Origin of the sequence: Baekduia sp., assembly GCF_035996765.1 — a bacterium.
Lineage (GTDB): Bacteria > Actinomycetota > Thermoleophilia > Solirubrobacterales > Solirubrobacteraceae > Baekduia.
In genome coordinates this window covers 33,161-47,196 of the sequence record NZ_DASYJG010000075.1, presented here as the reverse complement: position 1 = coordinate 47,196, position 14,036 = coordinate 33,161, and the positions used below count along the sequence as shown (strand labels likewise).

Below are 14,036 nucleotides of genomic sequence, written 5' to 3'. Positions count from 1 at the left end.
GGCCATGGCCCCCAACGAGAAGCCCCAGGTCGAGGTCCACAGCGACCAGCCGCCCTCCTACCAGCTCGAGCTCGACGACCTCGAGATGGGCGACGGCGACGAGGCCGCTGCCGGCCACATCGTCGAAGTTCATTATGTCGGTGTATCGTGGCAGACGGGCAAGCAGTTCGACGCCTCGTGGGATCGGGGCGACACCTTCAAGTTCGGGCTCGGCAAGGGCCAGGTCATCGCCGGCTGGGACCAGGGCGTGGCCGGGATGAAGGTCGGCGGTCGGCGCCGGATCACGATCCCGCCGAACCTCGCCTACGGCAAGCGCGGCGCAGGCGGGGTCATCGGCCCCGACGAGACGCTCGTCTTCGTCGTCGACCTCATCGGGCTGCGCTAGCGAGCATCCCTTCCCGTGACCGGCCGCCGATCACTGCAGGTCCTTGCCGTGATCGTGGCGGTCGCGGTGCTGGTCGCAACCAGCCTCCTCATCCATCCCGTGCGCGAGGCGGCGGGCCACGCGGCGTCGGGCGACACGACGGCGCTGCGCCATCAGCTGCGCGGCACCGGCGTGACCGGCGTGCTGCTGTTGTACGCCTTGATGCTCGGCCACATCGTGCTGCTGTTCCCTGCCGAGGTCATCAACCTGGTCGCCGGGTTCACCTACGGGATCCCGATCGCGATGGCGATCTGCGTCAGCGGCTGGTTCGCCTCGGCGATGGGGACCTATGCGCTCGGCCGGATCGCGGGTCGCCCGCTGGTCGAGAAGCTGGCCGGCGCGCGGCGGCTGGCAGCCGCCGAAGAGCTGATGGAGCGCGGCGGCTGGCCCGCGCTGCTGGTGTTGCGGCTGCTGCCGGTCGTGCCGTTCAGCGGCGTGGGCTACGTGGCGGGCGCCACGCGCGTGCCGGTCGGGCGCTTTGCCTGGACGAGCGCGATCGGCGCGATCCCGCTGATCGCGATCGCGGTCGTGCTCGGCTCACGCCTGGAGCACTTCTCGGCGACCGATCCACTGGTCTGGGCCATGGTCGCGGGCTTCGCGGCGCTGTTTGCGCTCTCGCACCCGCTGACCCGCCGCTGGCAGCGCTCGCGCGCGGCGCGCGAGCGGGTCTAACCGCGGCGCTGCTCGCGGTCGGCCTCGAAGCGGCGCCGGTCGCGCTTGGTCGGGCGGCCGCCACGGTCGGGGTCGTGCGTGGGCGCGGAGGCCGCCTCGAGACGCCGCTGCTCGGCATAGGCGGCGCGGCCGGCCTTGCTCTCGGCGGTCTCCTCGTAGAGCGTCGCGGCGACGGTCGCCGAGCCGCGGCGTTCCGCGGTCGCGGTGATCAGCACGGTGAGCTTGACCGGCGCCGTCGAGAGCTCCAGGCGGTCGCCCGGACCGACGTCCTTGCTGGGCTTCACCGCGCGACCGTTGACGTGGACGCGGCCGCCCTTGACGGCGTCGGAGCCCAGCGCCCGCGTCTTGACGAAGCGCGCGGCCCACAGCCACTTGTCGACTCGCACGGGCGCGTCACGGTCATGCATCGACATCCATCCTGGCACCATCGGGGCCGTGCCCGACGACGTCCTGGAGATCGCCACACCGCATGGCCCGGCGCGTGCGCACCTCCGTCATGCTCGACGGCTGCGAGCCGCGCTGCTCATCGGCCACGGCGCGGGCGGCTCGATCGAGGCGCTCGACCTGCTCGCTGCCGCCGACGCGGCGTTCGCGGCTGGGCTGAGCGTCGTGCGGGTTGAGCAGCCCTATCGCGTCGCCGGTCGCAGGTCGGCGCCGCCCGCGCCGAAGCTCGACGAGGCGTGGCTGGCCGTGCACGCGGCGCTGACCGCGGCCGGCGCGCCGCTCGCCGGACTGCCGCTGCTCAGCGGCGGCCGTTCCTCCGGGGCCCGCGTCGCCTGCCGCACCGCGACAGCCACCAGCGCCATCGGCGTCCTCTGCCTCGCCTTCCCGCTGCACCCACCCCAGCGCAACCCCGACGCCGAGCGCAAGACGCGCCTGCCCGAGCTCGAGGCCGTGACCGTCCCGGTCCTCATCATCCAAGGCGACCGCGACCCCTTCGGCATGCCTCCGCCTGGCCCGACCCGCACCGTCACCACCATCGCCGGCAACCACAGCCTCAAGTCCGGCCTCGCCGAGGTCGGCCCCGCCGTCTCCTCGTGGCTGGACTCCCTCAACCTGTGCTGACGACCGACCGGCGCCGTCCTACGGCACGGCCGTCGGCCCCGGCGCGCGTTCGACGATACGGCTGAAGCGCTCCAATGCCATGGTGATCCGGCGTGCCTGCAGCCAGCGCACGAGCGCCCAGTCGAGGCCGCGGCCGGCGACGCCGAGCGTGGGCCGGTAGCGCAGGCAGAGCGTCAGCCACGTACCGCCGTCCCCGTCGGACGTCAGTTCGAAGATGCGGTCAAACCCCACCGCCAGGCGCACGGCCTCAGCGCGGTGGACCTGGCGGCGCGGGACGTCGAACTCCACGATTCGCCAGCGTGACGGTCCAACCAGCGGCGACAGCACGCGGCCGTGCTCTTCGTAGGCGACGCCGAGACCAGCCGGACGGTCGACGCGCCGCGCGTGCAGGGTCCATGGTGCCCAGTCGGCGTAGCGCTCAATGTCACAGAGGACCCGCCACACGTCGCGTGGGGTTGCGGCGATGCGACGTCGGTCCACGACGTCGGTCACCTCAGTCTCCCTGACCGTGTACGGCTACTTTCCAGTGCGATCGGCGCAACGTATCACCGCCCGCGGGCGCTGTGTCCTGCTCAGGAAGCGCGCTGCCGCGGCTTGGCGCCGAAGCGCTCGCGGCGCACCGTCGTCTTCTTGCCCTTGATCGTCCGCCCGCGCAATGCGGAGACGACCGCATCGGCCGACGCCTCAGGCACTTCGACGAGTGAGAAGCGGTCGGCGATCTCGATCGCGCCGATCTGCCGTCCGTTCAAGCCGGCCTCGTTGGCAATCGCGCCGACGAGGTCCTGCGGGCGGATACCGCGCTCGCGGCCGGCGCCGATGAAGAGACGGGTCATGCCGACGCTCGGACCCGTGGACTCCTTGGCCCCGCGGCGCGGCGGCCGGCCGCCGTCGCGCGGAACGGACGCGCCCGCCCCGCTTGGCCGCTCCGGGCGCTCGGTGCGGTAACCGCCCGCCCCGCGACGCTCGCCGGTCCCGCCGGGGCGCCCTGGCCTTCCCGGCCCGCGGCCCTGCTCCCGCGACGGGGCAGGCACCGCGTCGGGAATGTGGGTCTCATCGGCCTCGGTCGCGCCCGCCTCGTGAGCGAGCTTGACGGCAGCCAGCGCGACCTCCATCAGCTCGAAGTCCTCGCCGAGCGACTCGACGACCACGCGGTAGCCATCCAGGCCCTCCGCACCATCGGCCAAGATCTCGGCCAAAGAGTTACGGGTGGCCTCCAGCCGGCGGGCGCGCAGGTCGGCGACCGTCGGGACCTTCTCGATCGCGATCGGCTGGCGCGTGATCCGCTCGATCGCCTTGAGCATCCGGTGCTCGCGCGGCTGGGCGAGCGTGATCGCCACGCCCTCGCGCCCCGCGCGGCCGACGCGGCCGATGCGGTGGACGTAGGCCTCCGGCGCGGCCGGCACGTCGTAGTTGATGACGTGGGTGAGCACGTCGACATCGAGACCGCGAGCGGCGACGTCGGTGGCCACCAGCAGCTCGATCGTCCCGGCCTTCAGCCGCCCGATCGAGCGCGTGCGCTGCTCCTGGGTCATCCCGCCGTGCAGCGCCTCGGCGCGGTAGCCGCGGCCGTTGAGGGTCTCGGTGAGCGTGTCGACCTCGTCGCGTGTACGGCAGAAGACGATCGCGGCGGCCGGCGACTCGAGGTCCAGCAGACGGCCGAGCGCGGCGGGCTTGTGCGCGCGCGGGACGATGTAGGCGCTCTGGCGGACCTTCGGCGCCTCGCCGGGCGCGTGGCGTTCGCCGCCCAACTGGATGCGCACCGGGTTGTTGAGGTGGTTGCCAACGATCTTGTTGATGCGCGGCGGCATCGTCGCCGAGAACAACACGGTCTGGCGGTCGCCGGGCGTATCGGACAGGATCGCCTCGATGTCGTCGGCGAAGCCCATGTCCAACATCTCGTCGGCCTCGTCCAAGATGATGGTCTGCAGCGTCTGGGGCTTCAGCGTCCGGCGCCGGATGTGATCGAGCGCGCGGCCGGGCGTGGCGACAACGACGTCCACCCCACGCTCCAGCGCACGAAGCTGACGGACGATCGGCTGGCCACCGTAGATCGGCAGCGTCCGCACGCCGAGGTCGCGGCCGTAGCGGTGGATGGCCTCGGCGACCTGCGTGGCGAGCTCGCGCGTCGGGACGAGCACGAGCGCCCGGGGCGCGTCGCCTTCGGCTCCCCGGCCGAGACGCTGGAGCAGCGGGAGCGCAAAGGCGGCGGTCTTGCCGGTGCCCGTGGCGGCCTGTCCGAGTAGGTCGCGACCTTCCAGCAGCGGCGGAATGGCCTCACGCTGGATGGGTGTGGGCTCCTCATAGCCGAGGGCGGTCAGGGCGGCGACCAGCTCGTCGGCGAGGGCCAGGTCCGCGAAGCCGACGGCGTCGTCGGACGAATCAAGTGTCATGTAGGACAACAGGCTAGCGGTGACCTCGGTGAAGGAGTGTGAAGCCGCCCACGCAATCGGCAGCGCGTTCGCTATCCCGTGGGGAGGTGCCCGACTCGCTGTTGCGCGATCCGCCACGGTCCTCCGTGTCCCCCACCGCCGAACCGGCGCCTGCGCCCGCGCCCGCCACCGGGGCGGGTGGGACCGATTCTGCGCCCCATCTGCGCTTCGCCCTGCTGGCGCTCGCGCTCGGCGGCTTCGCCATCGGGACGACCGAGTTCGTGGCGATGGGCCTCCTGCCCCAGATCGCCACCGGCGTCTCGGTCTCGATCCCGACCGCCGGCCACGTCGTCAGCGCCTACGCGATCGGCGTCGTCGTGGGCGCGCCCGTCCTGGCCGGCCTCGGCGCCAAGCTGCCGCGCCGGACGCTGCTGGTCGCGTTGATGGTGGCCTACGCCATCGGCAACCTGCTCAGTGCGCTCGCTCCCTCCTACGCCATGCTCGTCGGCGCGCGCTTCCTCGCCGGCCTGCCGCACGGCGCCTACTTCGGCGTCGCCGCGCTGGTCGCCGCCGACCTCGCGCCCGAGGGCCTGAAGGCCCGCGCGGTCTCGCGCGTCCTGCTCGGGCTGAGCGTCGCCAACGTGGTCGGCGTGCCGTTTGCGACCTGGCTCGGGCAGACCTTCGGCTGGCGCATCGCCTTCGCGGCCGCGACCGTCCTGGCCGCCGCGACCGCCATCAGCGTCCTGCGCGCGGTGCCGTGGGCCCCCGCCGACCGCGCCGCGACCTTCAAGCGCGAGCTGACCGCGCTGCGACGCCCGCAGGTCTGGCTGGCCGTCGCCACCGGCGCGATCGGCGGCGGCGGGATGTTCGCCGTCTACTCCTACATCAGCCCGATCCTCACCGACCGCGCCGGCCTCGCGCTGGCCGCCGTCCCGCTCGTGCTCGCGGTCTGGGGCTGCGGCATGGTCGCCGGCAACCTGCTCTCCGGACGGTTGATGGACTGGGCCCCGCACCGCGCGATGGTCGGCGCGTTCCTGGGCATGGCCATCATGTTCGGCACGTTCGCCTACACCTCGGCCAACCCGGTCACCGCGATCATCACGGTGTTCTTCCTCGGGATGGCCCTCATGCTGCCGACCGGTCTGCAGATGCGTCTGATGGAGGTCGCGGGCGACGCGCAGACGCTCGGTGCCGCACTCAACCACTCGGCCTTCAACCTCGCCAACGCGCTCGGCGCGTGGCTCGGCGGCATCGTGCTCGCCGCCGGCCTCGGCCTCACCGCCCCGATGGTCGTCGCCGTCGCCCTCTCGGTCGCGGGCCTCGCGATCTTCCTGGTCGCGCTGGCGCTCGAGCGCCGCGGCGCCGGCGCCGGCGCGGCGATCAGCCGACGGTGATCCGGCGAAAGACGTCGCTGGCCAGCTCCTGCAGCTCGGTCACGTCGCGCCCCTGATCGAGCGCGGTGACGACGAGGTCGCGAAAGCCGCCGGTGATGATCGTCGCGACCTCGAGCGGGAGCGGCCGCAGCGTGGCGTCGTGCTGGCGGGCCTCTTCGACCAGCCGCATGATCTGGTGGGCCCAGCGCTCGTTCATCGCCTGGACGCGCGCCATGCCGTCGGGGCCGATGGCCGCGGTCTCCTGGATGCAGGTGCGGCTGAGGACGGGCTCGGCGGCGATGATGCCGAGGTAGGCGGCCAGCGCGCGATCGACCCGCTCGCCGAATGGACCCTCGCCGGTCGCCGCGTCGGCGATCGTCTCCAGCAGCCGCGCGCTGATGACGTCAAAGAGCGCCAGGAAGCACGCGTCGCGATCGTCGAAGTGCTGGTAGAACGTCCGCCGCGACGTGCGGGCATGTCGTACCACTTCGGCGACGGTGACCGAGCGCAGGTCCCCGTGCTCGCGGATCGCCTCGGCCATGCCGACCAGCAGCCGGTCGCGAAAGCTCTCCGGCGCGCCGGGCAGCAGCGTGGCGAGCTGCTCGGTCACGCGGCGGCTGCGATCTCCGGCGCCGCCTCGCGCACCGGGCGCCGGTGCACGAGCGCCTTGCCGCCACCGGCCGGGCTCCACGCCACGCCCTTGAACTTCCACGGCTCGTCGGGCGCCGTCGTCGCCTCGAACGCGACGCGCTGCAGGATGACCCGCAACACGACGTCGAGCTCCATGTGCGCGAACGTCGCGCCGATGCAGCGGCGGACGCCGCCGCCGAACGGGATCCAGGAGTAGGTGCCGGGCTTCGTGTCGAGGAACCGGTCGGGGTCGAAGCGGTCAGGGTGTGGGAACAGGTCGGGGTCGAAGTGCGTCAGCCCGGCGCTCAACCCAATGAGAATGCCGGCCGGAAGGCGATATCCTCCGACCTCGAAGGGCTTCATCGTGTGGCGGCCGGCGAAGGAGATCACCGGGCGCATCCGCTGCACCTCGCGGATCGTCGCGTCACGCAGCTCCTTGCCGCCGGCATCGACCTCATCAACAAGGCGCGCAAGGACATCAGGATGGCGCCGCAGCCGCTCGACCGCCCAGCTGAGGGTGTGGGCGGTCGTCTCGTGACCGGCCGCGAGCATCGTGACGAGTTGGTCGCGAATCTCGGCGTTCGACAGCGCGGTGCCGTCCTCACGGCGCGCGAGCACCATCATCGCCAGGACGTCGAGGCGCTCGGGCAGGTCGGGATCGCGGCGCGCGTCCTCGATCAGCGAGTCGAGGATCGCGTCGACCTTCGCGCGCAGGCGCAGGAAGCGGCCCCACGGGCTCAACGGCCCCAGATCGCGGTGCAGCTGCGGGAAGCGCGAGAGGCTCTGGCCCTGGTCGGTCCAGGTTGGCAGCAGTTCCTCGAGCTCCTCGGCGCGCGCGCCGGTCGCCCCGAAGACCGCTCGCAGGATCGCCCGCAGCGTGATCCGCTGCATCGACTTCGCGGTCTCGAACTCGACGGCGACCGGCCAGCGGTCGATCTCGGCGATCGCGATCTCCTCGATCAGCGGCTCGTAGGCCTTCATCCGCTGGCCCTTGAACGGCGGCAGCAGCAGCTTGCGCTGCTCCATGTGGTGCTCTTCATCAATGCCGAGCAGCGAGTTGTCGCCCAGCACCTTGCGCAGCGGCGAGCGCGAGCCGGCGTGCAGCGTCTTGGCGTCGGCCATGAACGTGTGCTTGATCAGCGCGGGATCGGCCAGGACCACCAGGTGCCCGAGGGCGGCGACCTTGATGGAGAACATGTTGCCGTAGCGCCGGCGCTGGCGCTCGAGAAACGGGCGCTGGCGGGTCAGGATGGCCAGCGTCTGCAGGGGCATCGGCATCGCCGGCCCGGGCGGGACGCCATCGATGATGGTGGTGTCGGTCATGTCAGCGGCCCCTCCGGACGACGCTCTCGAGCCGTTCGATCACGTTGTAGTACTTGCTTGGCGCGAAGCGCACCAGCAGGTCTAGGAAGACGGCGTCCGGGCCGACCCGGATGCGCGCCTTCTGCTTCTCCACGCCCTCGTGGATGATCTCGGCCGCGCGCTCGGGCGAGGTGCGGGCGACCGTGGCGAACTCACGCGCCGCGCTGGCGAGATCGGCGTGGTCGCCGTGGTAGTCGGAGCGGAAGCGGGCGTTGGCCACGATGTTGGTCTTGACGCCGCCCGGATGCACCACCGCCGCGTGGACACCGGTGCCGCGCAGCTCCTGGCGCAGCGCCTCGGTGTAGCCGCGGACCGCGAACTTCGAGGCGCAGTAGGCGCTCTGGTGCGGGAAGCCGATGAGGCCGAAGACCGATGACGTGTTGGCGATCACGCCTGAGCGCTGCTCCAGCAGGATCGGCAGGAACGCGGTGACGCCGTGCTGGACGCCGTGGAAGTTGACGTCGAAGACCCACTGGTCGTCCTCGGGCGAGGCGTCGGCGACGCCCTGCATCACCGTCACGCCGGCATTGTTGAAGACGAGGCCCAGCGGCGCCGGCATCCACTCCTTGACGTCGGCGGCAAAGGCCATCTGCCCCTGGCGGTCGCGGACGTCGAGCTTGCGGACCAGGACCGGCCCCGAGATCGAGTCCGCCGTCTCCTGCAGCCCCTCCTCGTTCCAGTCGGCCAGCGCGACCGGGCACCCGTGGGCGGCCAACCGCCGCGCCGTCGCCTGCCCGATGCCCGACCCTGCGCCCGTGATGACCGCCGTACGACCGTTGATGCTGCTCATGCGTCTCCTGACACCCCGGCTGGTACACGCGCGTACCAGCCTGACGGGGTGTCAGGATACTGATCGGTATCTGGTTGTCCAGCGGCTGCTGTGTGAGCTACCTCCGGCCGGACGTCACCGTGAAGCTGTCGGTGAGGTCGGCCGTCGAGGAGTCCCCGGCGAAGACGTCGATCTCCCCGGGTTCCACGGTGAAGCGGCCGGAGTTGTCGTAGAAGCCGACGTCGCTGGCGTCCAGGCGGAACGTCACCGTCTTCTTCTCGCCCGCATCCAGCGTCACGCGCTGGAAGCCGCGCAGGCGACGGACCGGCTGCGAGAGGCTCGCGACCGGGTCGTGGATGTAGAGCTGGACGACGTCGTCACCGGCGCGAGAGCCCGTGTTCTGGACGTCGGCCGAGACCTGCACGCTGCCTCTCGCCGGCATCGACTTGTCCGACAACACCAAGTTGTCGATCTTGAACGTCGTGTAGGAGAGGCCGAAGCCGAACGGGAACAGCGGCGCGCACGTCGGCAGGTCGCGGTAGCGCGAGTTGTACTTCTGCGTCGTGTCGCACGGCCGACCCGTGGGCTCGTGGTTGTAGTAGATCGGGATCTGGCCGACCGACTGCGGGAAGCTCACGGGGAGCTTGCCGCCGGGGTTGACCTTGCCGAACAGGACGTCGGCGACGCCGTTGCCGGCCTCGATGCCGCCGAACCACGCCTCGAGGATCGCGTTCGAGCTGTCGACGACCTTGCCCAGCGTCAGCGGGCGGCTGTTGAACAGCACGACCGTGACCGGCTTGCCCGTCGCCTTGACGGCGTCCAGCAGCTCCTGCTGCTTGCCGGGAAGATCAAGCACGCTGCGCACTTCGGCCTCGCCACCCTGGCCGCGCGTCTCGCCGAGCGCCAGCACGACCTGGTCGGCGGCGTTGGCAGCGGCGACCGCATCAGCGAAGCCGGCATCCGAGCCGCACTCGTTGGCCGGGTCGTAGAGGTCGGCGTCGATCATCTTGCAGCCCTCGGTGAACGTCGCGTCCGGGTTGTAGGCCTTGATGCCCGTGTAGAGGCTGACGGCGTCCTCGTCCTTGCCCTGGCCCCACCACGGGCCCAGCATGTCGTGCTGGTCGTCGCCGAGCGGGCCGATCACCGCGACCGACTTGGCCGGGTCGAGCGGCAGCGTGTTGTCATCGTTCTTGAGCAGGACCACCGAGCGGCCGGCGGCCTTGCGTGCCGCGTCGCGGTCGGCGGGCTGCAGCGTCTTGCCGGCGATCGCGGCCTGGTCGACGTAGGGATGGTCGAAGAGCCCGGCGCGGAACTTGACGCGCAGGATCCGGCGGACGGCGTCGTCGAGGCGGCGCATCGAGATCTGCCCGGTCGACAGCAGCTGCTTGCCGTTGTCGCGGATGTTGGTGCTGACCATCTCGGAATCCGTGCCGGCGTTCAGCGCCAGCGCGCCGGCGGATGGGCCGTCGGCCGCGACCCCATGACCACACGGACCCTCATCGGGGTTCTTGGGCGGGCAGGCGCGGAGCTCGGCAACGGCCGTGTAGTCGCTCTCGAGGAAGCCGTCGAAGCCCCATTCCTTCTTGAGGATGTCGGTCTCGGTGTGCGGGTTGGCGCAGCCCGGCTGGCCGTTGATCGAGTTGAACGAGCACATCGCCGTGTCGGCGCCGGCGTCGATCGCGGCCTTGAACGGCGGCAGGATCAGGTTGCGCAGCCGCTGCTCGGAGACGTCGGTCGTGTTGTAGTCGCGACCGCCCTCGGCGAGGCCATAGGCCGCGAGGTGCTTGACGCTCGTGACGACCTTGTCGGGCGCGGAGTAGTCCGGACCCTGGGCGGCGCGAACCTTCGTGGCGGCCATGACCGAGCCGAGGTACGGGTCCTCGCCTGAGGCCTCGACGATGCGGCCCCAGCGCGGCTCGTGGGAGACGTCGACCATCGGGCTGTAGATCTGCTTGATGCCGACGGCCGCGGACTCGCGCGAGGAGATCGTGTAGTCGTCGGTCGCGACGTCGGGGTCAAAGCTCGACGCCTCGGCCAGCGGCACCGGGAAGACCGTGCGGTAGCCGTGGATCGTGTCGTAGGCGAAGAGGATCGGGATGTGCAGCCGCGACTGCTCGACGGCGACGTGCTGGAAGTGATCGATCTTGGCCGGGTCGGTGAGGCTGAACACGCCGCCGACGCCCTTTTGCGCGTCGTCGTCGGTGATCTGGCCGTCGGAGAGCAGCTGGACCTGCTGGAGCTTCTCGTCGACGGTCATCTGCCTGATGAGCCGGTCGACTTTGCGCTCGATGCCGCCGTTGGCCTGCGTGCGCACCGGCTGGAGCGCCTGGTCGTCGCCCGCTCCGGTGCCGGCGATCACCGCCCCGGCGCCCAGCGTGCTGCTCGCGACGATCGCAGCCGCGATCGCCATCCGTCCCCGTCGTTGCACGGTCCCCTCCTGCGTTGAAGTCCCTCGACCCTGCAGCATGCCTTGGCGCACACCGCGTCCAGCGGACCTCTGGGTCCCCATCGTCGCGCGCGTTGAAACACGGATCCGGACTTGTTGTACGCCCCGGTTTGGGGCGTATCGGGACCGGACATGACGACCGCCGACCCGTACCGTCCCTTCAGCGTTCAGGAGACACGCCCATGTCCAGCAGAGCCCTCATCCTCGCCCTCGGTGCCGCAAGTGCCGCCGCCGTCCTGGCCGCCCCGGCCGCCCAGGCCAGCGACGCCGGGCTGAAGAAGACCGTGATCCGCCACGAGAAGCGCGTGACCCCGTTGGCCAAGGCCTTCGCCAAGGCCGACAAGGCGCTCGGAACGTCCACCACCGACCCCGCCGCCGCCTCGGCGGCCGCCGGCGCCTTCCGGACGGGGCTGCGGTCCTACAAGACGGCGGTCGTGCCGATCAAGACCGAGACCCCGGGCTCGGCGGCCGGCAAGAAGCAGATCCTCACGGCGATCCGCGAGTTCGACCTGGGACTGGTGCAGTACCAGAAGCTGCTGGACAAGGTGGCGGCGGGTGCTGACAAGAACTCGCTGAAGTCGACGTTCGTGACCTTGAACAAGCGGCTCGCGGCGGCGTCGGATGACGAGGAGAGCGCGCTGCGGTTGCTCAAGATCATCAAGTAGGCGTTGCGCCGCCGTTTGACGGGCGTTGTGCGGGGCGGGGCTGGCTGGTCGGCGTCTCCGTGACGATCGCCACCTCCGCTCCGCTCGCGCTCAGTCGTCGTGGTGCCGAACGTTGGGTGAAAGCTGTGCACTGCGATCTGAGCTCGGTTCGTGTGGGCACCGAACACCGCGCTTGCGCTTCGCGTTCGGATGTCGACATCACGGATCGCCTCCACGGTTCAACGCGCTCGCGCCGCCAACCAGCGTCGCGCGAGCAACGAGCAGGCTGCGACTTTGCACCAATGCTGCGCAGCTGACCAATTCCATCCGCCGCGTCGGCTAGGCTTTGCCTACAACCAAATCAAGACCCCCGCGACCGCGGAAACGGCCCGGGGGCATGACCCAAAGGAGTGGCACCTCCCATGAGTACCCCGCAGCGTACCCACGCTCGCATGCTCATCGTCGATCGCGAGACCGCCGATGTCCTGCGCATCGAGACCAAGAAGATGATGGACCTCGGCCACGAGCTGTTCGAGGACTTCCTCCTCTACGGGCCCGAGGCTCAGTACGTGCTAGCGATGCGCTTCTGCGCCGCGACCGCGCTCATCACCGCCGTCGGCTGGGATCCCGACAACGTGGACCCCGACATCGAGAGCTTCGAGGTCCCGTTGACCGACGACCTGATCGAGCAGCTGCGCCACCGTCGCTACGACCTGGCGCGCTGCAACAACGACCGCCTCGACGGCCTGCCCGTCGACAAGCCCATCCCGCCCGACCTCCTCGCCGAGATCACCACCGACCGCCTGGCGGCCCAGGCACTGGACGGCATCTTCACGACCTACGTCAAAGCCACCAAGAAGTAGCTGTCAAGCGCCAACGGCCGCCGCGGATCTCAGCCCGCGGCGCCAGCCATTCGGTGCACTCCGGCGACGGACAACAGACGTGTTGTTTCGACGGCTCTGCTGCTAGTCTGAATGCTGTGTTGACGCTACGGCCGCTGATCTCCAAGGGCGACATCCTGCGGGCCTACAACCCGTCCAAGCCGAACTCCGACTCGGCGTTCCGGCGGCTGCGCAGGGAAGGCGTCGTAAGCGACGGGATCACGATCAAGCCGCGAAGCGGCGGACGGCAGCGCGGCACGATCACCGCGTTCTATGCCCTCAATGAGGACGCGGCGATCGCCTATCGACACGGCGACCATGATCTCGCACGGAAGCTCGCGACCCAATCGGCGAAGGTCGAGGCAAGCGCTGCCGCACGTGAACTGGCCAAGGTTGCTTCCACCGGATCCGGCCAGGGAGTCGACGTGATCTTCGACGTCGACGGCGTGTACACGATCGTCAACGCCGAGCACCGCGCACCACTGGACATCCTGGCGCAGCGCGCGGTCATGGACCGTCGCCGGTTCGACAGGCGGTTGCGCGCACTCGGTGCCCGTTCCTTCCTGGCGTGGCTGGAGGTGATCCGCGAAGACGGGGCGGAACTCAAGGATGAGGATGGCTTGCGCCTATGGATGCCACGGACCCCCGAGCTGCTGGAACTCGGTGCTGACCACGCTCCGGTGCTGGTACGCAGCGACCTGATGAACGGCGTGTTGTGGACGTACGTCCAGAAGGCCTACACGTTGCGGGAGGACGACGACGCAAGCTCCGGTAAGGATCCGTTCGGCGACTTGCGGCCAGGTCTGCCCGACGACCTCGCCGAGCTACTCGATGACGCACCGCTGCGTCCGCTCGCAGCCACCGGTCCGGCGCTGCGCTGGGCGTGAGCGGCGAGCCGCTGACGATCGAGCTCGTGCCGCGCATTGCCGCGGCCGAGGATGCGTTGGCCGTGCGCGCGCTGACGTGCGCAGGCCGCACCCCTCGATATGGCGACGCTGCCCAGAAGCTCATTCGCCGCTGCGGCAGTGTTCTGGCTGGCACGGTCGCCGAGCCTCCCGGGTTTCACTGCCTGCTCTTCGAGCAGCCGGCCGCAGACGTTGATGATCGCCTGGCGGGTCTTTCGGCTGTTCAGGACGCGGGCGACGGCATCTGCGACTGGATTGTCATGGGCGTCAACCGCTCGCTTCACGGCGGCCGTGTGTCCGACGGTCGATCGATAGCCGCAGCCGTCGCGCAGGAGACCACCCGTTTCGCGCGTGACCAGGGCTTTCGACACATGGTCGCGCAGGTTCATCGCAACCACCAGAAGTCCCTCCACATCGTCGAACGGCTCGGCTTCATCCTCGTGAGGAAACTCGACGTCGACTACAGCCTGTACGCGGTCGATCTCGCTCCGTAGGC

Annotated in this window: 15 protein-coding genes; 8 read left to right on the top strand and 7 right to left on the bottom strand. The window is 70.4% G+C overall.

Going from position 1 to position 14,036, the window contains the following annotated elements:
• Positions 1-4 precede the first annotated feature (4 nt).
• Both VGO10_RS16805 and VGO10_RS16800 read left to right on the top strand, forming a co-directional pair.
• A complete protein-coding gene (locus tag VGO10_RS16805; RefSeq protein WP_327470449.1) occupies positions 5-385 on the top strand; it encodes an FKBP-type peptidyl-prolyl cis-trans isomerase in 381 nt (126 codons plus the stop codon).
• 15 nt (positions 386-400) lie between these two features.
• Positions 401-1,096 (top strand): VTT domain-containing protein, encoded by a 696-nt coding sequence (locus VGO10_RS16800; RefSeq protein WP_327470447.1) that lies wholly within the window; start codon positions 401-403, stop codon positions 1,094-1,096.
• Here the strand turns inward: VGO10_RS16800 and VGO10_RS16795 are convergent.
• A complete protein-coding gene (locus VGO10_RS16795) occupies positions 1,093-1,503 on the bottom strand; it encodes an RNA-binding S4 domain-containing protein (RefSeq protein WP_327470445.1) in 411 nt (136 codons plus the stop codon). The genes VGO10_RS16800 and VGO10_RS16795 overlap by 4 nt on opposite strands.
• 28 nt (positions 1,504-1,531) lie before the next feature.
• On the opposite strand from VGO10_RS16795, the gene VGO10_RS16790 reads away from it, so the two are divergent.
• On the top strand, positions 1,532-2,161 hold the full coding sequence (locus VGO10_RS16790; protein WP_327470443.1) for an alpha/beta family hydrolase: 630 nt from the start codon (positions 1,532-1,534) through the stop codon (positions 2,159-2,161).
• Positions 2,162-2,179: 18 nt separating this feature from the next.
• Here the strand turns inward: VGO10_RS16790 and VGO10_RS16785 are convergent, their stop codons facing one another.
• Together VGO10_RS16785 and VGO10_RS16780 are read right to left on the bottom strand one after the other, a co-directional pair.
• Positions 2,180-2,653 carry an SRPBCC family protein gene (locus VGO10_RS16785; RefSeq protein WP_327470441.1) on the bottom strand — a complete coding sequence of 158 codons (474 nt, stop codon included), beginning with the start codon at positions 2,651-2,653 and terminating at the stop codon, positions 2,180-2,182.
• An 80-nt stretch (positions 2,654-2,733) separates the two neighbouring features.
• On the bottom strand, positions 2,734-4,551 hold the full coding sequence (locus tag VGO10_RS16780) for a DEAD/DEAH box helicase (protein WP_327470439.1): 1,818 nt from the start codon (positions 4,549-4,551) through the stop codon (positions 2,734-2,736).
• Positions 4,552-4,676: 125 nt separating this feature from the next.
• On the opposite strand from VGO10_RS16780, the gene VGO10_RS16775 reads away from it, so the two are divergent.
• Complete coding sequence (locus tag VGO10_RS16775) at positions 4,677-5,924, top strand: MFS transporter (RefSeq protein WP_327470437.1); 1,248 nt, start codon at positions 4,677-4,679, stop codon at positions 5,922-5,924.
• Here VGO10_RS16775 and VGO10_RS16770 read toward each other — a convergent pair.
• The 4 genes from VGO10_RS16770 to bglX all read right to left on the bottom strand — a co-directional run bounded on the left by VGO10_RS16770 (position 5,911) and on the right by bglX (position 11,074).
• A complete protein-coding gene (locus tag VGO10_RS16770; protein WP_327470435.1) occupies positions 5,911-6,513 on the bottom strand; it encodes a TetR/AcrR family transcriptional regulator in 603 nt (200 codons plus the stop codon). The two genes, VGO10_RS16775 and VGO10_RS16770, sit on opposite strands and share 14 nt — an antisense overlap.
• Positions 6,510-7,856, bottom strand: coding sequence for a cytochrome P450 (locus tag VGO10_RS16765; protein ID WP_327470433.1), 1,347 nt, complete (start codon positions 7,854-7,856; stop codon positions 6,510-6,512). The genes VGO10_RS16770 and VGO10_RS16765 overlap by 4 nt, the downstream gene beginning before the upstream one ends.
• A 1-nt stretch (position 7,857) precedes the next feature.
• Entirely contained in the window at positions 7,858-8,685 is an 828-nt protein-coding gene (locus VGO10_RS16760) for an SDR family oxidoreductase (RefSeq protein WP_327470431.1), read from the bottom strand.
• 97 nt (positions 8,686-8,782) lie between these two features.
• Positions 8,783-11,074: a beta-glucosidase BglX gene (gene bglX / locus VGO10_RS16755; protein ID WP_327470429.1), complete on the bottom strand. Its 2,292-nt coding sequence runs from the start codon at positions 11,072-11,074 to the stop codon at positions 8,783-8,785.
• A gap of 218 nt (positions 11,075-11,292) precedes the next feature.
• Here bglX and VGO10_RS16750 point away from each other — a divergent pair, with 218 nt between their 5' ends.
• The 4 genes from VGO10_RS16750 to VGO10_RS16735 all read left to right on the top strand — a co-directional run bounded on the left by VGO10_RS16750 (position 11,293) and on the right by VGO10_RS16735 (position 14,034).
• On the top strand, positions 11,293-11,775 hold the full coding sequence (locus VGO10_RS16750; protein WP_327470427.1) for a hypothetical protein: 483 nt from the start codon (positions 11,293-11,295) through the stop codon (positions 11,773-11,775).
• A gap of 401 nt (positions 11,776-12,176) precedes the next feature.
• Entirely contained in the window at positions 12,177-12,617 is a 441-nt protein-coding gene (locus VGO10_RS16745) for a hypothetical protein (protein WP_327470425.1), read from the top strand.
• Positions 12,618-12,733: 116 nt separating this feature from the next.
• Entirely contained in the window at positions 12,734-13,522 is a 789-nt protein-coding gene (locus VGO10_RS16740) for a hypothetical protein (RefSeq protein ID WP_327470424.1), read from the top strand.
• A complete protein-coding gene (locus VGO10_RS16735; protein WP_327470423.1) occupies positions 13,519-14,034 on the top strand; it encodes a hypothetical protein in 516 nt (171 codons plus the stop codon). The genes VGO10_RS16740 and VGO10_RS16735 overlap by 4 nt, the downstream gene beginning before the upstream one ends.
• The last annotated feature ends 2 nt before the right edge of the window (positions 14,035-14,036 follow it).

Bases quoted from the DNA above. Each gene is read 5' to 3' on its own strand.
- VGO10_RS16745 (WP_327470425.1), top strand. From the start codon at position 12,177: ATGAGTACCCCGCAGCGTACCCACGCTCGCATGCTCATCGTCGATCGC.
- VGO10_RS16760 (WP_327470431.1), bottom strand. From the start codon at position 8,685: ATGAGCAGCATCAACGGTCGTACGGCGGTCATCACGGGCGCAGGGTCG.
- VGO10_RS16805 (WP_327470449.1), top strand. From the start codon at position 5: ATGGCCCCCAACGAGAAGCCCCAGGTCGAGGTCCACAGCGACCAGCCG.
- VGO10_RS16750 (WP_327470427.1), top strand. From the start codon at position 11,293: ATGTCCAGCAGAGCCCTCATCCTCGCCCTCGGTGCCGCAAGTGCCGCC.
- bglX (WP_327470429.1), bottom strand. From the start codon at position 11,074: ATGGCGATCGCGGCTGCGATCGTCGCGAGCAGCACGCTGGGCGCCGGG.
- VGO10_RS16765 (WP_327470433.1), bottom strand. From the start codon at position 7,856: ATGACCGACACCACCATCATCGATGGCGTCCCGCCCGGGCCGGCGATG.
- VGO10_RS16780 (WP_327470439.1), bottom strand. From the start codon at position 4,551: ATGACACTTGATTCGTCCGACGACGCCGTCGGCTTCGCGGACCTGGCC.
- VGO10_RS16795 (WP_327470445.1), bottom strand. From the start codon at position 1,503: ATGCATGACCGTGACGCGCCCGTGCGAGTCGACAAGTGGCTGTGGGCC.